Origin of the sequence: Pediococcus inopinatus, assembly GCF_002982135.1 — a bacterium.
Classification (GTDB): domain Bacteria; phylum Bacillota; class Bacilli; order Lactobacillales; family Lactobacillaceae; genus Pediococcus; species Pediococcus inopinatus.
This window is the reverse complement of record NZ_CP019981.1, coordinates 449,465-470,099: the sequence shown is the minus strand read 5'-3', so window position 1 is coordinate 470,099 and position 20,635 is coordinate 449,465. Positions and strand designations below refer to the sequence as shown.

Here is a 20,635-nt window from a genome sequence, read left to right as displayed (position 1 = left end):
AATACTTCACATCAGCTTGAAATTGATGTGAAGTATTTTTGTGTATTTACCAACTAGCTTTTCGAACGCCAGGAATCTGACCCTTATGCGCTAATTCACGGAAGTTTAAGCGTGATAACCCAAACTTACGCATATATGCGTGTGGGCGCCCATCTAAGTGATCACGGCGATGCATTCTTGTAGGGGAAGCATTCCGTGGTAATTGACTTAATCCAGCATAATCATGATTCTTACGTAGCTCTTCTCTGATTTGTGCATAGTGAGCAACGGTTGCCTCAATTTTCTGCTCTTTAATAATCTTAGATTTCTTTGCCATTGTGTTTTATGCAACTCCTTTTCTTTGCTTCTTAGCGGCTTTAATAACTCTTAAAGCTGCTTTTCTCGTTTTCAAACTTGGACTCTTCAAACGGCGATAAGCACTTGCTGTATCCATTGCTTTTCTCATAATCTCAATGCCTCTTTCTGTTAATCGTAATGATTACTATTTAACCACATTAACTTACTTTTGCCAAGCATTTAGTTTAAAAAAAGATTAAACCGGTTAAGTTTAATCTTTCTATTTTTCAGCAACTTGGGAAAGGACACCCTCGTCTGCTTGAATCACATCAATAAATTGTTGTCCATATTTTTCTAACTTTTGACTCCCGACCCCTTTGACCTCTGCCATCTCACTTAGCGTCTTTGGCAAAAGTGCACACATCGACCGGAGCGTTTTATCCGAGAAAATAACAAACGGTGGCACGCCTTGCGTCTCCGCCAAATTGCGACGTAACATCCGTAACTTGGTAAAGAGTTCACTATCCTCCAAAATATTGGTTTTGACTGGAACCGCCATTTTACGGAAAACCTGTTCGCTTCCTTGTAAAACATGAACGCCAGTCTGCGTTAACGAAAGGACCGGATACTGTCCATTTGATGCCTGTAAGTAGCCGGCTGCTGACAAGAAATCAATTAATTCGGTTAGTTGCTTCTGGGATTTATTTTTTAACAAGCCGTACGTGCTTAACTGGTCAAAGCTAAATTGTTTAATCCGTTGATTCTTGGAACCCGCTAAAACTTGGGCAATTAAAACTTTCCCAAAATTTTCGTGCATCCGTTTCACACAAGATAGCACTTTTTGGGCCTCGACCGTAATGTCTTGCGAATCGCGCTCATCTAAACAGTTACTACATTTCCCACATTTAGGGCCCTCTTCACCAAAATAATTCAAAATATACTGTTGCAAACATTCTTGCGTATTTGCATACTGCGTCATATCCTGCAATTTCTGATACTCGCGACTTTTATTATCATCATCCATTTCAGATTGATCAATAAAGAAATGTTGAATTTGCACATCATGTAGTTTGAATAACAAAATCACATCGCTAGGCAAGCCATCTCGCCCAGCACGGCCCGCTTCTTGATAGTAAGCTTCTAAGCTGCCAGGAACCTGGGCATGAATCACAAACCGCACATTACTCTTATCAATTCCCATCCCAAACGCATTAGTCGCCACCATAACCCGATCACGATCGTAAAGAAAGTCCTCTTGATTCTGGCGCCGATCGTCCTCTGACATCCCGCCGTGATACATAGTCACACTCACTTTATGTTTTTTAAGAAGCTTCGTTAATCGTTCCACTTCCTTGCGCGTGCTACCATAAATAATGCCGGCTTCGGTTTTATTGGTTTTTAAATAATCCAACAAAAACTGATCACTATTTTGATCTTTAATGACCTGAAAAGAAAGATTATCGCGGGTGAAATCTGTTTTAACTTCCTGTTTAGCAGGAATGTTCAACCGTTTCTTGATGTCTTCAGCTACCTTAGGCGTTGCTGTCGCTGTCAATGCCACTACGGTAGGATTCATTTGTAATTGAGCCAAAGTGTCGGTTAAACGCAAATAGCTGGGTCGAAAGTCATGACCCCATTGGGAAATACAGTGTGCTTCATCAACGGCTACTAAAGAAATCTCTAAATCCTGCAGTTGATATAAAAAGCTACTGGAATCTAAGCGTTCTGGGGAAATATATAATAACTTCACTTGCCCACTGGCTGCTAATTGGAATCGTTGCCGCATTTCAGTCACACCAATGCTACTATTAATAAAGGTGGCAGGAATCCCATTTTCATTCAGAGCGTCAACTTGATCTTTCATCAAAGCAATTAACGGTGAAATAACTAAGGTAATGCCACTAAAAAGCATTGCAGGAATCTGATAACAGAGAGATTTTCCGCCTCCAGTTGGCATAATTGCTAAAACACTTTGCTTATTCAAAATTTTATTAATGACTTGTTTTTGGCCATCACGAAAGGTACTATACCCAAATTTTTCTTTTAGAATTGTTTCTGGTGTCATATGCAGCCATTCTTTCTGTAAGATCTTCATATCTATCTTAACGGAAAACTAGATAAATTGATAATAAAGTTCTAAGTATACGTTACATAAGTTAATACGCAAACGTGACGGAAGCACTTTAAAGAGTTATGATATTGTTACTTAATCTAATTATTTGAAAAGAGGTTGGATGTCATGTCCGCAGAAAATTCATCTTCAAAGATTGATGAATTAACTCAACAAAAAGAAAAACTTGCGGCTGAGGTTATTAAAAATCAACAACTTGTTAATAACTTATATAGCCGCTTTGAAGTGCTGAATCGACAAGAGACAGAATTAAGCAAAAAAATCAGTCGAGAAACTCAAGAGCTTGCTCAATTAGATGCTGATTTGGAGGCTAAAAAACTCGTTCTTCAAAACAAAAATCTGGATCCACACCAATATACAAACCTGCAACAACAAGTTGCTGATTTAAATGTTGATAAACAAAATCTCTTTAAAGATTATCAGGAATTACGCGACAGACCTCTTGCAAAACGAATCAGTAACAAACTACCAGAACGTCACTATCTCCCAAAGGAATAGGACGGTCTTTTTTTATTGAAAAATTTCTTAATTAGACACATCATAATTGAAATTTTGAACACAAAAAAAGACGATCATAAGATCGCCTTTTTGATTTAGAATAAGTTATTTAATTTAGATTTCACGACGACGGATACCTGCTAAACCGAATAATGCAGTAACAGCACCAAGTAAACCAACTATGGCTACTGAACTGTTTGCTTCATCAGTTTGTGGTAATGTCGTTGTAAAAACAGCGTTTGTTCAGTTCATTCTTATAATTTTTTGTGTTTTAGTAAAGCAGATTAAACTTTCCTTTGATATTTACTTCATAGTCATGGACCTGAACTAGCTTGCCATTTTCGGTCTCATAAGCCCCGACTTCATATACTTTATCCTTAGAATAACGGCTGATCTTAGTCTTAATAAATTCATATTTTTCGACGTTTGTTTGAGTTCCTTGTTTTTCGTAATAACCCTTAACAATCTTGACCGCGTTTTTTTCAGATTGCTCCTTTTTTTCAGAAGAAGCTTTTTTCGATGAAGCTTTTTCAGAACTTTCTTTCTTTTTTAGATCCATTGAAGAACTCTCAGCAGATTTATCGAAAACCTTGTTCTTGACACTCGAAAAAACTTTGCTCGTTCTTGCAAACAGATTCATGTGAATTGCACTATTTTGGGGAGAAAAATGACCATAGCCAAGATCCCCTGCTAGTGCTAAGACTAAAATAATTAAAATTAGTCGGGTTCGTTTGAGCAACCTTTCCAATCCATTAACTGCGTGTCTTGCAATTTTTTGACGTGCGTATTTCGAATAAGCGAAATAAAAAATAATTAGTACCAATAAAATAAGTGCGCCCAGCACCCAAGCAATTAATTTATAATCCATTCCATGCAACCTCCACTATGCTACTAAATAAATCAATTATATCAGTTATACATCTATAATAAACCAATTTTCTAATTTATTTACCTGATATCGTAATTAAAGTACCCCTATCCGTTAACGAACCCTGCTATTGACCTGTCTGGTTGAAATTTTGGAAAAAATAATGTTCAGTTAGTCTCTGAACATTACTTATCAATTAATCGTTAATTCAAATGTTGCTCTCTGGACTTCAAAAAGTTATTTAAGGCTGTTTCCAGGTCAATTCCATTGGCCTCGGCAATACTACTCAACCACCAAATATTTTCTGCAATTTTATAATCAAGTGTTGGCTCCGGATCTGAAGTTGGCCAACTTCCTTGCTTATCCATCACCAATCTACCTACTAGTCCAGCATCCGTCAAAAACGCTAAGGCATCTTGTTCTGGGGACCATGGTCGACCATCTTGCTTACGTTCTAATTCATGATAGGCTTCCCGAATTCTCTTTGACCGGTCAGCTAATTCTTTAATTTCCATACTGATTCTCCTTTTTCTTTCAATAAAAAACGTGGCGATCACAAAATTATTGATCCCCACGTTTAATCAAACTATTTACTTTGTCGCGTCTTCAATAATAACCGTTTTGATCGTAATATCATCATTAGGTTTATCTTGATAATCACGAGCTGCGTTGCTAATTTTTTCGACCACATCTAAGCCGCCGATGGTTTGACCAAAAACAGTATGATGATGATCTAACCATGGCGTTCCGCCTTGCTTGTAGGCATCAATAACTTCACTTGGGTAACCAGCTTGTTTCATGTCACCAATCATATCAGCTGGCACATTCTCCTTTGAAACGATAAAGAACTGACTACCGTTTGTATTAGGGCCAGCATTGGCCATTGAAAGAGCACCCTTTAAGTTAAATACTTCATCAGAGAATTCATCTTCAAACTCTGTGCCAAAGCTACTTTGACCACCAGCACCAGTTCCAGTAGGATCCCCGCCTTGAATCATAAAATCAGGAATGACACGGTGAAAAATAATGCCATCATAGTATCCTTGTTTAGCAAGAGCTACAAAATTTTCGACCGCTTTTGGAGCTTGGGCTGGAAACAATTGAATCTTAATGTCCCCTTGGTTGGTTTGGATGGTTGCTTTAGGTCCGGCAACATTTTCTAAATCTAATTGTGGATAAGTCATGTTAAATCTCCTTTGAATTTTAAATTCTAATGATTAAGTCCGTGTGAGTGCTAATGTATTTTCCCAGGTAAACTAAGCTCTGTCAAATTTATTTGCTTGGCTTATCTTTCTTTTCTTGATCGTTATTTTCTTCAAATCGATGTGGGCGACCCGAATAGCCACCTCTCACTGCTGATCGATCAAACCTACCATCTTTAAATAGGTCGCGCATTTCTTTTCCCATATCGTCTTGCCAATTTGGATTAGTCTGTCTTTGTTTCATATACTTCTGCCCAATTTGGTGTTGTCTTTTGCGAAATCCGCGCATATCTGTGTTCGAGAGATTCAAATATTTGTCCTGATCAGCTTGGGGCAGCTTCGTAACTTCTTGTAAATCTACTTGATCATCGCGATTGAACACAAATGAAATCACTGGTAATGCTAGATAACACCAAACTGCCCAGTTTGGTTTGAAATAGGCAAGAATCAAAACAATGACGTTAATCATCCCTAAAAAGTTACTGTGATTCAGGTAAATCTTCTGAAAGATCTTTTGAGTATCACTTTTATCACTGTACTTCTGGTGCACAACTGCATAACTCGTCAACATAAACAATCCGTTTACAATAAATGTGAGAATTCCGTACGACAAAACTGTGTGGCGATTGGTATCAACCGTAATTAACTTTGTAAAGGTCGGAATTAATGACAGAAAGGCCAAAAAGATGAATTCAGAGATAAAGACCTTATTATTAATCGTTTCTGCATCATTGTATAAAATTGAGTGTTGATACCAGATGTTGGCCACATAACAAAAGCTAATAAAGAAGATCCCAATCGCCTTCCCAAACTGCAAATACTCCGATACAGAATCATGCTGTGGCATGGGCAGTTCCAACACCATAATGGTAATGATGATGGCAATCACCGCATCACTAAACATATCGAGTCGTTCCTTTAATTTCTCCATGATGACAATTTTCTTCCATTAAGCACTGCTTCATCTGATTGGACGTTCAACTGGTTTTCAACGTAATCATGATACAACGGTAAGGTATCAATCAGTTCTTGATGGGTTCCATGACCACTCACTTTTCCATGTTGAATAAAGTAAATCTGATCCGCATCCACAATTGTACTCAAACGATGGGCAATCACTAAGGTGGTCCGGTTATACATTAATTTTTCTAAAGCCTTTTGGACCATCATTTCTGATTCTGAATCTAAACTAGCCGTTGCTTCGTCCAGCATGAGGATTTTGGGATCGCGAAGAAATGCCCGCGCAATCGCAATTCGTTGGCGTTGGCCTCCGGAAAGCTTCGTGCCACGTTCCCCAACCTGGGTATCCAAGCCTCTTTCCATATGTTTGACGAACCCTTTGGCATACGCCATGTCTAGCATGCGCCAAAGTTGATCATCCGAATATTCATCCTTTAATCCGTACGTGAGGTTATAGCGAATGGTCCCACTCATCACGGTTGCATCCTGGCTCACTAACCCAATCTGATTCCGCCATTCGGTTAAATTAATATCTTTAATTTTCGTGTCCCCAATTTTAATTTGACCACTAGTTGGCTCGTAAAAACGTTCTAGCAAGCTAAAAATTGTGGACTTACCGCCCCCAGATGGACCTGCAAACGCAATTACTTTGTTAGGTTCCGCTGAAAAAGAAACGTCCTTTAAAATTGCCTTTTGATCTTCGTAGGAAAAATTAACATGTTCAACCGATAATGTCTTTCCTTGCGCATTCGCCGGTTTCCCCGGTTTTTGAACCTCTTCAGTTACCTGAAGTAATTCATGAATGCGGGCGGTTGAGCCACTTGCCTTAGCCATACTGGTGAAAAATTGGCTTAAAATGGCGAAGGGCCCAATCATTTGTGTTAAGTATAGTAGGAAAGAAATAATAGTTCCAAATGACATCGTCCCCTGGGTAACACGGCTCGCCCCATAAATTAAGGTACACACAATTAGTGCCATCATAGCCATTTGAGTGATAGGTTGCGTCACCGAATCATAAATGGCTTCTTTAAGCCCTATTTTGTACAAGCGATTGATTTTACTATATCCAGAGGCCCGTTCGGCGTTCTCAGCAGTGGATGCTTTCACCAAATGAACCGCACCTAATGTTTCACTCACTGCCCCATTAAACTTCGCAAGGGCATCTTGTCTAGCCAGCGCAATTTTATGCGACCTGGAAATGACGGGCATAATACATAAAATCACTAACGGCACGCCAATAAACATAATCAGCGTCATTTTCCAGTCCATCACAACCATGAATACGAGCGCACCCACCAACTGAAGGATGGATGTAATCATATTTGGTAAGGAATTAGCCAACATATCCTTTACTTGCGACGTATCGTTAACTAGTCTGGAAGTGATTTCTCCAGATTTAGTTTCATCAAAGTAGCTCACTGGTAAAGATAAAATCTTATTCCATAAATATCGGCGTAATTTGTTTACAACGTCTTCTCCAAAGAACCCCAAAACAGCCCCTGAGATCGCACTGATAACGGCACCTAACACACATAGGGCAACGACGACAATCACGAGTTTGACATTGATTGTGTGGTTCAACTGATTGACCAACTTTTGGGCGATTTTCGGCACAATCAATTGTGAACCAGTAGCAATAATTCCCAATATTAAACCCACAACTAGTTGCCAAAAGTGGGGTTTGATTTGTCTAACTAAACTGGCAAAATCTGTAAAATTAAATTTATCCTGTTTTAACTTGGCTGTTTCTTGTGTATTTTGCATCTCTTTATCTCCGTTATATAACGTTAATTTTGAAAAGGTCGATGATTCCAATTTTTGGGATTAAAACCCTCTGGAGCCCCTAAAACTTCCGCCCAATTTTGTTTGGTTTCCCATTCAGGCGCTTTATCATTCAAGTTTTGCAGTAATTTTTGCATGTAACTTTTAAATTGCTGTTGTTCCTCATCAGATAAAGTTTCGAAAAAAGAATCGGATAATTCGTTCTTAAACCTTCGCGATTTTTCGAGTGATGCGCGCCCTTTATCCGTTAATGAAATGAAAGTCACGCGTTTATCGTCTGGCGAATCGACTTTCTTCACTAATCCGCTGTCTGCTAGTTTACTAACGAGCACACTTGCGGAACTCGGCCGAATATCTAGTTCTTCGACAATTTGCGAATTCGTTAATGGCTCCTTGGCTACCAGCAAACGCAGAACGCGGAGTTGCCCACGCTGATTAGCTTGTGAAGTCTCATCATCGCGACTACTTTTAACGGCGGCGGCTACGAAAAATCTTTCTTGGAATAAATTTCCAAAAAGGCTAAGTAATTCCTGTGATTCTTCTGACATGTCTATTCCTCTTTTAGTTAATTTTAATGGCTCATTTACAAACGAAATCCATTGTACGTATTTAGTTAGCGGTCGTCAACACAAAACTAACTACGCATGACCATTTTATTTGCAAAATACCCGCCAACTTCTTAGACTTTAAGTTAAGAAATCAATCTCTAAAAGAAGGTGCGCAATTGAAAAAATCAATGCCCAGGCTAACCGCGAAAAACGCAATTTCATTTCAAGGCTACCTACCTATTAATGGCATTCAACAATGGGTCCAAATTGAAGGCCAGGAAACAACGAATCCGTTATTATTTATCATTCATGGTGGACCGGCGTCAACCTATTCGATGTTTACCGAAGCCACTCGTTTTTTCTCGACAACATTTACCGTTGTTCATTGGGATCAGCGTGGTGCTGGCAAAACTTACCTAAAGCAACCCGTCATGCCTGATAACCTCCAAACATTAGTTAATGATGGTCTTGCTCTGACAAAACAACTAAAAGGCGCGTTTCCGGGCGTCCAAATTGTCCTCCTTGGTAGTTCCATTGGCAGTATCATTGCCAATTTAATGGTGCAGCAAGCTGAAAGCTCTTTTGCAGCCTACATCGCTACTGAACAAATGACCAGTCGTTCTCATCAAATTGCCTTTAATCAAACCTTATTCGATTCTAAGAAACACGTTTTAAAAACGGCTTGGCTGAATAAATTACCATACGCCGCTAGCACGTGGTCTGCCAAACAAATTGCCCAATTTACTATTTTTTTCGCGCTGCAACACACGGACGTCCCAAATATGGTTACAGATTTATTCATCAAAAACTTGCTGCATGCTTATGGCCTAAATATTAAGGCGTGGCTGGCCTTTTGTCGCGGACTTATTGCCAGTCGTCAGGCTATTCAACCAGAACTGGACAGTTTCGACTATAATCGGCTGTTCTCCAAAACCAGCATCCCTTTCGTGGTTTTTCAAGGCAGTCATGATCCAATTACGCCAACCGCTGCAACTCAAGCATATTTCAATCAGGTCCAGGCCCCATACAAAAGGATGATCATTGTTCCAAATAGTGGGCATCTCTGTTTTTTTTCTAATCCAAAATTTTTCTTGGCTGAATTAACCAAGCAAGTGACACCACTAATTAGTTAACGTCAAAAAAGCCCCCTTAGATAGATTTGAGCGACAAGTTATTGTCCGCATCTACCTAAGGGGCTTTTACTTTTTTAAATTAACCTTATCTAATCTTTGATCCAAACTTGAGCAGCAGCGTGATCTTCCATCGAACGCTGCTGCCGTTTCAGAAAATCGGCCGCAATTTGCTTTTCTTCATCAGTCTCTGGAATAACTTCCGGTAGCTGATACGCCTTATTCAACACGATGTATGTGAAGAAAGCATAAGCAATCAGTTCGTGCTTTGAATTGTAGGCTCTCCCAAACACTTCAGCAACGCGCTCATCGGTTCCTGAAACCGTGGAAACAACTGTAATTGTGTCTCCTAATCGACCGGGACGAATAAATCTAACTTTATCAACACTTCCCGTCACGGCATTTTCGTCCGTTAACTTCCGAATTGAATTGGCAAAATCAAGATCCATCTCCGCAATCGTTTTTCCACCAAATAAAATACCTAAATAGTTTAAATCCTTTTTGGTCACCACAAATTTGGCTTCATAGCGCGTTTCACTAGTTTTCATTGAGTTCTACCACCTTGTTAAAGTATAAATATAATTGTAAAACAATCCGCCTTAAGAAGTCCAACGCGATTCACCCCAAAATAAAAAAGATTGAAAGCAAAACTAGCTTCTGGTAAGTGCCAAAAATCAGTTTTGTTTCAACCTTTTGTAAGTTTTTAGTCTTTAAAACGTTGGATTAAATCTACAAATGCATCCATCGCGCTTTGCAAGAATTTAAGGGTTCCTTCGCTTGTAATCTTCAAATTGTCATCCAGAATATTTGTGACATTACCCAAGTAGACTTCTGGTTGTTGGACAACTGGCATATTCAAGAATACTAACGACTGACGCAAGTGATGGTTTGCTCCAAAGCCACTAATGGCACCAGGTGAGACACTTAAGATAATAGCTGGTTTCTTGTCCCAAACACTAGCCCCGTAAGGACGTGAGCCAACATCGATTGCGTTCTTCAAAACACCAGGAACGGAACGGTTATACTCTGGGGTTGCAAAAATCACAGCATCCACGCTCTGCACATCCGCACGGAATTTCTTCCAGCTTTCAGGTGCGCGATTTTCATCATCCAAATCCTGATTATAAAGATCAAGATCACCAATATTAATTTGTTTAACTACATAACCTTCTGGTAATAGGGCTGCTGTTTGTTCGGCAACTGCCTTTGTAAATGAACCTTTACGTAAACTTCCTACAATTAATCCAACTGTTGTTGACATAAAAAAATACCTCGCTTTTTATTTACTATTAGTAAGTATAACGATCCTAAATAAAAAATGCCACCATTTGTTCTCGCACTTATAAAAAAAGGCTGCCTACACGTTTAATTCCTAATGATTGAAAGGACAAAAGCGATTCTAAACACTTCCATATAAGTATTTTAAAAGCCAGAAGTCATTAATACCGTCTTACTATCTTTTTAATGATCGCGCTTATGTTCTTCAAAACTAAAATTAAATTTATTTTAGCTCACCCACGTTTTAGAGGGCGCCAAAATTTATCAATATCAGCCTTATCTTGGATGTTAAATTCAATCATTTGCTTCAATAATGCATAATTAAATGGCTGATTCCATGGCATTCTGACAATTCCTTTAGTATGGTCAATGCCCGCTGCTTGAAGTTCGTCTTCAAATTGACTTATACCAGCTTCTTCCGGCGTAAATGCCATATGCTTTTGAGAAACACTAAATCCAATGATAAACGTCCCGTGATCTGTAAACATCGGTTGATTCCAGGCAATTCGTGGCTTTAATTGGGGAAAAGTTTGGCTCACCCAATTCAGCACTTCTTTCACACGGGCTTGATGAGTAGAATCCTGGATGGTGCCGATAAAATCTCCAAAAGTATCCATGGTTTTCCTCCCTAAACTATTTTGATCTCAGTATACCGGATTTTTTAGTTATTCCATAATAAAAAGCCAACTCCAAAGTTAGAGTTGACTAAGTCTTTACATTGCCATCCAAGCTACCGATAAAATATTTCCATCTGGATCCTTCACTTCAAGTTCATACATCTGTTCTTCAGACATTCCCAATTCAACGTGGTAGAAATCACCACCATGCTCTTTTGCAGTTTGGGCAAATTTCTTTACCTCTGCAATGCTGTCCATACTAAATGCAGTCATGGAACCACTGACTTCTTGTGTGTCAGCCACTAGTTGTCCTCTTAAAAATTGTTGATAAAAATCATGGGTTAACAACATTACCCAAATATTGTCATCCCACATCATTCCAGTGCCATCGTCGTCAGAATAATCAGGATTCTTTTTAAATCCAAGCGCTTCATAAAATTTAATTGAACGCTGCATATCAGTCACAGGCAAATTAACAAACACCATTTTTGTCATTAAATTAACCTCCTAAAATTATACGGTCAGATTTTATCATTCCATTTTTCTTATACAAGTTATAATCATTTTAGCTTGTAAGGGGATTATGACACAGCCAAAAATTGGAAGCAAAGAAGCTGCTTCCAGTCTGTCAATGACAGCTATTCAAAAATTCCAAATAGCTTTGGTTATCACTATTTGATTACAAAATTGATATTAAATGACTGACAAAGCTTGAAATTAGTCGTCTTTAATCGTTATTTTTCCACCGCTAATTGTGGCTCTTTTAACCTGAATATTTTATTGAATAGCCATCTCTGTTAACCGATTAATATTATTTACAAGTGCAATTGTATAGAATTTATTGCTGAGTGAAGTCATGCTATCAGCAATTTGTTTACCATCCTGACCATCAAGTTTTTAAATATCTTTAACACCCCCACCTGGTAAGTCAGTGGTCGACGGATTTGACGATAGTTTCGAATAAATTTGAAAAGATCCCTCCCCAATTCTAACGAGCGTTTTCTGACTCACTTTCTCAATCATTTTGCCAGTTTCCCTGGTATTTACCTAGTCTCAAACGATCGCAAGCCTTTCCTTTGCACAATCTTAGTGGTCGTGCTAGTGTTAAGTTAAATTTTGGATCTACCATAAAACCGAAGAGGAGCTGGGATATATGTTTGATGTATTATTTATTGGTAGTGGACAAGGCGCTTGGAACGGCGCGATTCCCATGAGCAAAGCTGGATTAAAAGTCGCTGTCGTCGAAGAAGGCCTTTTTGGCGGTGTTTGTAGTAACCGGGGCTGTAACGCCAAAATTACGTTAGATAAACCGGTTGAGTTAGTTCGGACCATTGAACAGTTACAAGGACGCGGTTTTGACAGTGTGCCGAAAATTAATTGGCCTGATCTAATGGCGCACAAACATGAAGTCATTGGCAAATTAGCTGAAAGTAATAAACAAAAATTAATTGATGCTGGCGTAAAAGTCATTGTTGGCCGCGGTACTTTGGTAGATGCTAAGACGGTTCAAGTTGGTGACAAAAATTATCAAGCTAAAAAAATTGTGCTGGTTTTGGGACAACATCCCCATCGTTTAGATATTCCTGGCAAAGAATACTTGCATGACAGTACGGACTTCTTATCCATTTCACAAATGCCAAAACAGCTCACAATTATTGGTGCTGGCTATGTCGGAATGGAATTCGCCTCCATCGCTAATGCCGTTGGTGCGTCTGTGAATGTCATTTTAAATAGTCACACCCCTTTGCGAGGATTTTACCAACCTTACGTTCAGCGGTTAGTTGAAAATTTACGGGGCCGCGGTGTTAAGTTCTTCTATGATCAAGAACTGACAAAAGTCGTCAAAACGGAAAGTGGCTTTAAACTTCACGGACCTAATCAGTTTGAATTAACCAGCGACTACATTGTCGATGCCAGCGGTCGCATTCCTAGTTTGACAAATACTGGACTGGAAGAAGTTGGCATTACGACCAATAAAAACGGCATCGAAGTTGATGATCATATGCAGACCAACGTGCCTGGCATTTATGCAACGGGCGACGTGGTGGACAAAATCCAACCGAAGATTACCCCCACCGCAATTTTTGAGTCCCAGTATTTGGCTCAACTGTTTACGGGAGAAACAACTGATGCGATTAATTATCCGACAATCGCCACCACAGTCTTTTCTTCACCGCGGATTTCTCAAGTTGGGATTAATCCAGATGTGGCGGTCAAATCACCCGATAAATACACTATTGAACATTTCGAGTACGCAGACGATTGGTTCAAACAGGTTCAAAACGAAATTGATGGTGGCTTAACCTTAGTGTTTGACCAAAATCATATTTTAGTTGGGGCTGTTGAATACAGCAACGAAGCGGTCGATGCAATTAATGGGTTACTAGACATTATTGAATTGCGCCTCACTCACGAACAAGTCCAACGATTTATTTACACATTTCCAAGTGTTCAGCATAGTTACTTCCGAAAAATTTAACCAAAAAATGCGGTGTCAGTTAAAAATAGCTGACATCGCATTTTTCTATAGATCTAATTCCAAAACAGCATTAAATACGGCTTGTGGTAAATCAATACTATTTTTAGCAGACTGGCGTTTATTAACTCCTTGACGACGAAGAAGTGCCTGCTTTTTTGAAATACTCTTCTTACCGCCAGAAACGGCCGCATTTTTTCTTAGTGGTGGAATGTCCACTCGTGCTACTGCCTTACCTTCCACAACAGCTTGGACTGGGGTGGGATAAAGTCGTCGCGGTACCGCAACTTTTAGTTTCTTAACAAGTTCTTGTGTTAGTTTATCAGCATCTTGACGATGAACGACAAAGGATAGCGCATCCACGGTCGCATAGTTAATATCCACTTCGACCTTAACTAAATCAGCAACTTCATAGTCCAAAGCTGTCGTATCGAGGGTCGCATAACCATGTGAAACTGATTTTAGCTGATTAAAAAACTCGTAGGCAACTTCAGAAGTCGGCATTTTGTACGTTAAGACAATTAAGTCTGCCTGATTATCCATATCGAGCAACGTACTTTTATGCTTTTCGGCGAGTTTCATAACATCACTTAACAACTCGTTCGGTGTGGTGATTTCAGCCTTAACAAAGGGTTCTTCCACATACTCAATTTTTGAAAATTCTGGAAAATTGATCGGATTATTCACAATCATGGGTTCCGTTTGGCCATTCAAATGCACATGGTACGTAACATTGGGAGCTGTCGTGAGGACTTCTAGACCATATTCGTCTTGTAGTCGTTCCCGAATAATCTGTAGATGTAACATCCCTAGGAAACCACAGCGGAATCCAGCTCCCAGTGCCTCTGAGTTTTCAAGACTGTAATGAAACGAAGAATCGTTTAATGATAACTTTTCAATTGCTAATTTTAATTCATTATAATTGTTGTCTTTCGGATAAAAGCCTGCAAAGACCATGGATTTGGCGGGTTCATATCCCGCTAACGGTTCAGTCGTTGGATTGGCAACAGCGGTCATGGTATCGCCGACCCGCACTAATTGCGGATCCTTCAAGCCGGTTATAACGTAGCCAACGTCACCCGCATTTAATTCACCGATTGGCGTCATATTGGGGGCAAAGTACCCCAGTGAATTAGCGGAAACTTTCGTTTGTTCGGCCATCAGTAGTAGCGCATCATCGGCCTTAATTGAGCCGTCGATCAACCGCACGTATGCAATGATTCCTTTAAAGGCATCATACATATAATCAAACACCAACGCTTTTAATGGTGCAGTTTTATCCCCGGTAGGCGCTGGAATGGTTGTTCGAATGGCTTCCAAAACTTCATGAACACCCATCCCGGTTTTAGCAGAAATTTTTAACATCTCTAAATTTTCAAATGCTGGATCTAACTTTTGAATCTGCGCTTCGGTTCTCGGGACATCAGCCGCGTCACTATCGACTTTGTTAATTACCGGAATAATTACTAAATGATTTTGTTGCGCCAGGCGTAAGTTAGCCACCGTTTGCGCCTGAACACCTTGCGTGGCATCGACCAACAAGATCGCGCCATCACTGGCTGCTAAACTTTTAGAAACCTCATATGAGAAGTCCACATGACCTGGTGTATCAATAAAATTATATTCATACGTTTGCCCGTCATCGGCCTCATAGTGATTCCGAACAGTTCTTGATTTAACGGTAATACCATGTGCCTGCTCAACAGCCATGTCATCTAATAATTGTGCTTTGGTATCCCGTTCACTAACTGTGTGGGTCTGCTCCATAATCCGATCGGCTAACGTGGACTTACCATGATCAATATGCGCAATGATGGAAAAGTTTCGAATGTTTGCTTGTTTCATGAGAATTTATTTACTTCCTTTTTTAATAGATCATTATTTTTCACTCAGTTGTTTTTCGTTTTTAACATAGGCTCTTGCCTGATTAATCATTTCTGGACCTTCGGGAGATTCGTAAATTCCCAATTTATAATCAATTTCTTGGAGGCTTTCAGCTAACTGCTTTTGTTTATCTAAAACTTTCTGTCGTTGCGCCGAAAGCAACTTTGCCCTTTTATCAATAGTAACAGATCCCGCCATCACATATTCAATGTATTTGCGAATATCACTAATTTTCATATCCGTATTTTTCAGACAACAGATTGTGTGGATAATGCTGAGATCTGATTCTGTGAATGTCCGATAACCCGCCTCGTTTCTCATAACAAATGGCAATAACCCCTGTTTGTCATAAAAACGGAGCGTGTAAATCGACAATCCGGTCTTTTGCGCAACTTCCTTGATTGTATAAGTCATATTTTATCTCTTTTCTAAATTAGTGCTTGCCCTAGAGTGCTGTCGAAGGTTTATGCTCATTATCATAAACGTTAACTAACAAACAAGCAACTATGTGGGGGTAACTATGAAAAATACAATTTTAGTAACTGGGGGCAATGGATTTTTGAGTATGCAGCTTATTTTGGAACTTTTAAAACAGGGCTATTTTGTCCGGACAACTTTGCGGTCACTGCATAAGAAATCAAGCGTGCTTAAGTCACTCAAAGCCAATCACGCTAGTAATCTAGGAAATTTAAGTTTTGTGGAGGCGGATCTGACAAGTGACGAGGATTGGGCGGAAGTGTCATAGATGGCTCTCTTAAGCGAATTCCTAATATTCCGTTGAACGTTATCGACGTTCGTGATGTTGTTGACTTACACATTCGGGCCATGACAAATCCCAAGGCAGATGGCCAACGATTCATCGCCAGTGAAGACGGCCAAATTACATTACCTGAAATTGCCACTTTAATTAGAAACCAGCGTCCGCAACTCAGTCCCCAAATCCCAACAAAAGTTATGCCAAATTGGATTTTGCGTGTTGGTTCATTATTTAGTAAGCAAGCCCAAGAAGGCAAACTGCTCATTGATATCAACCGCAATGTTAGTAATCAAAAAGCTAAACAGATTTTAGATTGGCAGCCTTTAAGTAATAACGAAGAAACTGTTTTAGCTACTGTTGATTCCTTAGTGAAATATAAACTTTTAGAAAATTAAAAATAACAACCACTCTATAAGAATAATTGCTTAGAGTGGTTTTTTAGTCTTGTAATTGTGATAAAAATTGAAAAAAATAAAATTATTTGGTTATTTATACGCATATTAATTAAAGGAAAAATCATAAAAAAGCATTTTATGCGCATTATGTGTATTAATTGTAAATGCACAACAATGTATTATAATATAAGGCAGCGAGTTACTATGCCCATGAAAACCAGAGAGTTTGAGAAAATATTGCAAAAAAATGGGTTTGAAGCAATCCGACAATCAGGTTCACCTCGAACCTATTACAATTCTGATACACGTAAACAACTGGTGGTTCCAATTCACGCCGGAGAAATGCCTAAAGGGCTCTTGAGCAAAATGATGAAACAAGCCGGTCTGGAATAAAACTTAGAACTATATTTTTAGCTTAACTAATAGGAGGACTCTATTATGAGAAAAGCCAATATCGTTACTTATCCCGCATTAATTACCGCTGATGAAAATCATACTTATGATATTGAATTTGTGGACGTTCCAGAAGCATTTTCGTTTGGAAATTCAATCAACGAGGCTGTTATTCACGGTCAGGATGCTTTGGGATTAGCATTGTACGGGCGTAAAACATTACCAAAGGCAACGGACATTGAAAACATAAAGAAGGATGATGCTCAAATGATTGTGATCGTTTCCGTTGATTTAAATATTATTAAATCACAAATAAAGGAACCAACCGTTCACAAAAATGTCACCATCCCTGCCGACCTTGCAGAAAAAGCACAAAAACAAGGGATTAATTTTTCTGCAACCTTGGCAGATGCCCTAAGAGCAAAAATTGAGGCTTAACCTCTCACCAAACGACATCTTGATAAAAAGTTTTTTAATACAGCCTAATGCGTCACAAACTATTTTTATAGCTTGTGACGTATTTTTTTACTCAAAAATTTTCAAGAAACTTTGGGCGTATTTATTTAATAAGCAGTTGTTACTTTCTGTGTTGAAAAACAGTTGATATAAATAATCAAAGCGTTTCTGTTAAACACGTGCATAATACGTGCTATTATAATAATGGGCCCGGAGGTACGAAACCGTGAACTCTAGAAAAGTCTTAAAAATTTTGCGAAGGGATGGTTGGTACAAAGTACGAATAACTGGCGATCATTGGCATTTTAAAAATGCGCACAAATCGGGAATTGTTACTGTTCCACACCCTCGAAAAGTCATTCCTAAGGGAACCCTAGACAATATTTGGAAACAAGCAGGCCTTAAATAAACTTACTTTTATTTTGGAAGGAGAACCTTAGATATGAAGTATTTATATTTTGCGGTACTCAACACGACAGAAGACAAGAAGAAAATGGAAGTCTCTTTTCCTGATCTCGCTCCTAATGCCGCAACCTTTGGAAATGACTTACCTGATGCACTGCATATGGCTCACGATGCTTTGGAGGGCTATTTACTTACAGCGGAAGATTTTAAAGAAACACTCCCCATTCCAACTTCTTATGAAAATTTAGTTGTTAAGAAGGGAGAACTTTTGGTTCCGATTGAAGTCGACACTAGCTTGGCACGTGAACGTGAACAAAATCAGGTTGTAAAAAAGACGTTAACAATCCCCAAATACCTAAATGACTTAGGAAAAGCAAATAAAATTAACTTCTCTGCTACCCTGACCAACGCTTTAAAAGAGAAACTGGATGCCTAAGTACTGATTGCGCAAATGAAAGTAGTGACAAAATTGTTAAGCAATAAAAAAGTGGTTTTTTTCGATATGGATGGCTTATTGCTGGATACAGAAAAACTTTATTTTGAAACACGTCGCGACATTTTAGCTAAATATGGTTTTACTTTTACAAAAGAAGACCATATCGACTATATCGCTAAGGGTTTCCCAGTAACAATTCAAAAATTAACTCAATTAGTCGGGAGCGCAACTTTGGGCCAGCAAGTATTCGACGAAGCCATGGTACTTTATCGGCAACGTCTAAAAAATGGTGACGTTCAAATTAAAACAGGAGCCGTTGAATTACTAAACTTTTTAAAACGGGCACACAAAAAATGTTATGTGACCTCCTCTGCTGCTAAGAAAACGATTATCCAAACCGCCGAAATTACTGGAATTGCTGATTACTTTACTGACTTCATTAGTGGCGATGAAGTTTCCCACAATGAACCAGCTCCAGATATTTACTTACATGCCCTAGAAAAAGCTCACGCCACCACAACTGAAACTGTCGTTTTTGAAGATGCAACCAGTGGCATTTTATCCGCAGCTAATGCTGGCCTAGATGTTGTTCTAATCCCCGATTGGATCCAACCTGAGCCCCAAATTCGGCAAAAATCAGTAGCAGTTCTACCAAATTTATTGAAGGCAGTTCCGTTATTTGAGCGTTCAAAAACAAATAGTTAAACAAAATAAAGAAACTAAAATCAAAATTTACTTTTGGTCTTAGTTTCTTTTTTTCAGGTGTAACTCTGCTAATTGATTATATTGAACCACTTCCTCCAAATTTAAACAGGTAGCATAGTTTCCGTTTGGAAAAAGACGAATCCCTTCGCCTAGCAGAACCGGTGCAATTTGAATCCACCATTCGTCAATCAAATCTTCTGCCAATAAATCAGCGACAATTTGACCACCACCCACAATCCAAATGTTACCTCCGGGCTTTGCTTGCAATTGGCGGACTAGCTCTACCGGGGAATGTTTCGTGTAAACGGCGTCTACTTCCTGTCCCTGACGAGTTCTTGAAAGTACAAAATTAGTTTTATCAGGAAATAAAAGTTCGTTCCCCATTGTCTTTTTAGTCACATCATAAGTTTTGCGGCCCATAACGGTCGTATCAACTTGTTGTAAAAATTGATCAGTATTGGCCTCTTCCCCACCGGCAGTATCAAATAACCACTGCAAATCGTGTTTCTTGGTTGCCAAATAGCCGTCTAACGAAATGGCCCCATAAAATTGAACTTGCCGCATAACTGCATCCTCCTTTTGACTGTTTCGTTCCCTTTCATTTTAAAGGATATAATTCGTACTTTCATTATCTATGTTTTCAGAACACTATCGCTTTGTTACTTAACCGCTAACATGGTATGATGCACAATATAAGCACGTTGGGGGAATTTCTTATGTTAAATTCAAATAAACAGTTCAAAATCAGTCCCATTAAAACCATTATTGCCATTTTGATTCCACCTTTGGAACTTTGGATTGGACCAATGGCAATCAAATTGGTCAGTGGTCAAATTGCCAAAGCTGCCATTATGGATCTCGTTTTCTTCATTGGCTTTATTGCTGCCATCTGGCTGTATCATGACGTCTTAAGTACCGATTGGAAACAGTTTAAACATCGCTGGTTCTTCAAATTTCTGCTCGCCATTGGTGGTGTTGTGGTGTCCTATCTTATTTTGATTGGTGCCAGACTGTTACTTAAATCGGTTGGCCTAGCTGATGGTGCAGGCACGACTAACTTATTAAGTATCCAGAGCGCTACGCTTGGACTGGTTGGTAGTCTGACCGTTCTAATGGCACCTTTTACTGAAGAAATTATTTTCCGCCACGCGCTATTCTATCAATGGAAAAACCGTGGTCTGTTAACCTGGTTAATGTTCATTGTTTCAGCCATTTTATTTGGTCTTGGACACTGGAATAATTTTGACGGAAACGTCATTGCCATGATCCCTTATATGTTAGTCGGTGCTTGGTACGCACTCATTTACTATTTCTCTCACAATATTTGGCAGAATATCCTAACCCATTTTTTGTTTGATATCATGCAATTTTTGGGCGCCTTGCTCGTATTTGTGGTCGCCTTCTTTCAATGATAAATTGTGCCTACTAAAAAATCGCT

27 protein-coding genes and 1 pseudogene are annotated in these 20,635 nt (G+C 39.1%); 11 read left to right on the top strand and 17 right to left on the bottom strand.

All coding sequences use genetic code 11. The features are described from left to right. Window positions 1-46: 46 nt before the first annotated feature. The 3 genes from rpsN to recQ all read right to left on the bottom strand — a co-directional run bounded on the left by rpsN (window position 47) and on the right by recQ (window position 2,341). Window positions 47-316 carry a 30S ribosomal protein S14 gene (gene rpsN, locus PI20285_RS02330; protein WP_057771798.1) on the bottom strand — a complete coding sequence of 90 codons (270 nt, stop codon included), beginning with the start codon at window positions 314-316 and terminating at the stop codon, window positions 47-49. Window positions 317-322: 6 nt separating this feature from the next. Continuing rightward, the gene (locus tag PI20285_RS11595; RefSeq protein ID WP_158694967.1) at window positions 323-445 is read right to left on the bottom strand and encodes a putative metal homeostasis protein; all 123 of its coding nucleotides are present in this window, start codon (window positions 443-445) and stop codon (window positions 323-325) included. 111 nt (window positions 446-556) lie between these two features. Further along, complete coding sequence (gene recQ / locus PI20285_RS02325; protein ID WP_057771796.1) at window positions 557-2,341, bottom strand: DNA helicase RecQ; 1,785 nt, start codon at window positions 2,339-2,341, stop codon at window positions 557-559. Window positions 2,342-2,515: 174 nt separating this feature from the next. On the opposite strand from recQ, the gene PI20285_RS02320 reads away from it, so the two are divergent. After that, on the top strand, window positions 2,516-2,905 hold the full coding sequence (locus PI20285_RS02320) for a hypothetical protein (protein WP_057771794.1): 390 nt from the start codon (window positions 2,516-2,518) through the stop codon (window positions 2,903-2,905). 114 nt (window positions 2,906-3,019) lie between these two features. Here PI20285_RS02320 and PI20285_RS12070 read toward each other — a convergent pair. The 7 genes and pseudogenes from PI20285_RS12070 to PI20285_RS02285 form a co-directional block, all read right to left on the bottom strand. Next, window positions 3,020-3,115: pseudogene (locus tag PI20285_RS12070) on the bottom strand (LPXTG cell wall anchor domain-containing protein); the annotation flags it as partial. A gap of 61 nt (window positions 3,116-3,176) precedes the next feature. After that, window positions 3,177-3,773 carry a hypothetical protein gene (locus tag PI20285_RS02310; protein WP_057771792.1) on the bottom strand — a complete coding sequence of 199 codons (597 nt, stop codon included), beginning with the start codon at window positions 3,771-3,773 and terminating at the stop codon, window positions 3,177-3,179. A 203-nt stretch (window positions 3,774-3,976) separates the two neighbouring features. Next, window positions 3,977-4,288 (bottom strand): nucleoside triphosphate pyrophosphohydrolase family protein, encoded by a 312-nt coding sequence (locus tag PI20285_RS02305; protein WP_057771790.1) that lies wholly within the window; start codon window positions 4,286-4,288, stop codon window positions 3,977-3,979. A 75-nt stretch (window positions 4,289-4,363) separates the two neighbouring features. Beyond that, window positions 4,364-4,957: a peptidylprolyl isomerase gene (locus PI20285_RS02300; protein ID WP_057771789.1), complete on the bottom strand. Its 594-nt coding sequence runs from the start codon at window positions 4,955-4,957 to the stop codon at window positions 4,364-4,366. An 88-nt stretch (window positions 4,958-5,045) separates the two neighbouring features. Then, entirely contained in the window at window positions 5,046-5,906 is an 861-nt protein-coding gene (locus PI20285_RS02295) for a TMEM175 family protein (RefSeq protein WP_082623204.1), read from the bottom strand. After that, a complete protein-coding gene (locus tag PI20285_RS02290; protein WP_057771788.1) occupies window positions 5,894-7,699 on the bottom strand; it encodes an ABC transporter ATP-binding protein in 1,806 nt (601 codons plus the stop codon). The genes PI20285_RS02295 and PI20285_RS02290 overlap by 13 nt, the downstream gene beginning before the upstream one ends. A gap of 23 nt (window positions 7,700-7,722) precedes the next feature. Continuing rightward, window positions 7,723-8,265 carry a MarR family winged helix-turn-helix transcriptional regulator gene (locus PI20285_RS02285; protein WP_057771787.1) on the bottom strand — a complete coding sequence of 181 codons (543 nt, stop codon included), beginning with the start codon at window positions 8,263-8,265 and terminating at the stop codon, window positions 7,723-7,725. A gap of 176 nt (window positions 8,266-8,441) precedes the next feature. Between PI20285_RS02285 and PI20285_RS02280 the strand changes: the two genes are divergently transcribed. Then, entirely contained in the window at window positions 8,442-9,398 is a 957-nt protein-coding gene (locus tag PI20285_RS02280) for an alpha/beta fold hydrolase (RefSeq protein ID WP_057771786.1), read from the top strand. An 89-nt stretch (window positions 9,399-9,487) separates the two neighbouring features. Here PI20285_RS02280 and PI20285_RS02275 read toward each other — a convergent pair whose 3' ends face one another. From PI20285_RS02275 to PI20285_RS02260, 4 genes are all read right to left on the bottom strand, one after another. Next, entirely contained in the window at window positions 9,488-9,943 is a 456-nt protein-coding gene (locus PI20285_RS02275) for an acyl-CoA thioesterase (RefSeq protein ID WP_057771785.1), read from the bottom strand. 155 nt (window positions 9,944-10,098) lie between these two features. Further along, complete coding sequence (locus tag PI20285_RS02270; RefSeq protein ID WP_057771784.1) at window positions 10,099-10,656, bottom strand: NADPH-dependent FMN reductase; 558 nt, start codon at window positions 10,654-10,656, stop codon at window positions 10,099-10,101. Between the two features lie 250 nt (window positions 10,657-10,906). Then, on the bottom strand, window positions 10,907-11,290 hold the full coding sequence (locus PI20285_RS02265; protein ID WP_057771782.1) for an iron chaperone: 384 nt from the start codon (window positions 11,288-11,290) through the stop codon (window positions 10,907-10,909). A gap of 96 nt (window positions 11,291-11,386) precedes the next feature. Then, window positions 11,387-11,785: a VOC family protein gene (locus tag PI20285_RS02260; RefSeq protein ID WP_057771779.1), complete on the bottom strand. Its 399-nt coding sequence runs from the start codon at window positions 11,783-11,785 to the stop codon at window positions 11,387-11,389. Between the two features lie 658 nt (window positions 11,786-12,443). On the opposite strand from PI20285_RS02260, the gene PI20285_RS02255 reads away from it, so the two are divergent. After that, window positions 12,444-13,769 carry a dihydrolipoyl dehydrogenase family protein gene (locus tag PI20285_RS02255; protein WP_057771777.1) on the top strand — a complete coding sequence of 442 codons (1,326 nt, stop codon included), beginning with the start codon at window positions 12,444-12,446 and terminating at the stop codon, window positions 13,767-13,769. A gap of 45 nt (window positions 13,770-13,814) precedes the next feature. On the opposite strand, the gene lepA is transcribed toward PI20285_RS02255, so the two are convergent. Together lepA and PI20285_RS02245 are read right to left on the bottom strand one after the other, a co-directional pair. After that, entirely contained in the window at window positions 13,815-15,611 is a 1,797-nt protein-coding gene (gene lepA, locus PI20285_RS02250; protein ID WP_057771775.1) for a translation elongation factor 4, read from the bottom strand. Window positions 15,612-15,644: 33 nt separating this feature from the next. Then, complete coding sequence (locus PI20285_RS02245) at window positions 15,645-16,064, bottom strand: MerR family transcriptional regulator (protein WP_057771773.1); 420 nt, start codon at window positions 16,062-16,064, stop codon at window positions 15,645-15,647. Window positions 16,065-16,170: 106 nt separating this feature from the next. Between PI20285_RS02245 and PI20285_RS12040 the strand changes: the two genes are divergently transcribed. The 7 genes from PI20285_RS12040 (at window position 16,171) to PI20285_RS02215 (ending at window position 19,197) form a co-directional block, all read left to right on the top strand. Continuing rightward, window positions 16,171-16,395, top strand: coding sequence for an NAD-dependent epimerase/dehydratase family protein (locus tag PI20285_RS12040; RefSeq protein WP_057771771.1), 225 nt, complete (start codon window positions 16,171-16,173; stop codon window positions 16,393-16,395). Further along, window positions 16,377-16,802 carry a Rossmann-fold NAD(P)-binding domain-containing protein gene (locus tag PI20285_RS02240; RefSeq protein WP_057771769.1) on the top strand — a complete coding sequence of 142 codons (426 nt, stop codon included), beginning with the start codon at window positions 16,377-16,379 and terminating at the stop codon, window positions 16,800-16,802. The genes PI20285_RS12040 and PI20285_RS02240 overlap by 19 nt, the downstream gene beginning before the upstream one ends. Before the next feature lie 210 nt (window positions 16,803-17,012). Continuing rightward, entirely contained in the window at window positions 17,013-17,195 is a 183-nt protein-coding gene (locus PI20285_RS02235; RefSeq protein ID WP_201782624.1) for a type II toxin-antitoxin system HicA family toxin, read from the top strand. 45 nt (window positions 17,196-17,240) lie between these two features. Beyond that, entirely contained in the window at window positions 17,241-17,633 is a 393-nt protein-coding gene (locus tag PI20285_RS02230) for a type II toxin-antitoxin system HicB family antitoxin (protein ID WP_057771765.1), read from the top strand. 244 nt (window positions 17,634-17,877) lie between these two features. Continuing rightward, complete coding sequence (locus tag PI20285_RS02225; RefSeq protein ID WP_057771763.1) at window positions 17,878-18,060, top strand: type II toxin-antitoxin system HicA family toxin; 183 nt, start codon at window positions 17,878-17,880, stop codon at window positions 18,058-18,060. Window positions 18,061-18,093: 33 nt separating this feature from the next. Next, window positions 18,094-18,492, top strand: a complete 399-nt coding sequence (locus PI20285_RS02220; RefSeq protein WP_057771761.1) for a type II toxin-antitoxin system HicB family antitoxin — start codon at window positions 18,094-18,096, stop codon at window positions 18,490-18,492. A gap of 15 nt (window positions 18,493-18,507) precedes the next feature. Then, complete coding sequence (locus tag PI20285_RS02215) at window positions 18,508-19,197, top strand: HAD family hydrolase (RefSeq protein WP_057771759.1); 690 nt, start codon at window positions 18,508-18,510, stop codon at window positions 19,195-19,197. Window positions 19,198-19,236: 39 nt separating this feature from the next. Here the strand turns inward: PI20285_RS02215 and PI20285_RS02210 are convergent, their stop codons facing one another. Continuing rightward, window positions 19,237-19,761, bottom strand: coding sequence for a dihydrofolate reductase family protein (locus PI20285_RS02210; RefSeq protein WP_057771757.1), 525 nt, complete (start codon window positions 19,759-19,761; stop codon window positions 19,237-19,239). Window positions 19,762-19,913: 152 nt separating this feature from the next. Here PI20285_RS02210 and PI20285_RS02205 point away from each other — a divergent pair, with 152 nt between their 5' ends. Next, complete coding sequence (locus PI20285_RS02205) at window positions 19,914-20,609, top strand: CPBP family intramembrane glutamic endopeptidase (protein WP_057771755.1); 696 nt, start codon at window positions 19,914-19,916, stop codon at window positions 20,607-20,609. The last annotated feature ends 26 nt before the right edge of the window (window positions 20,610-20,635 follow it).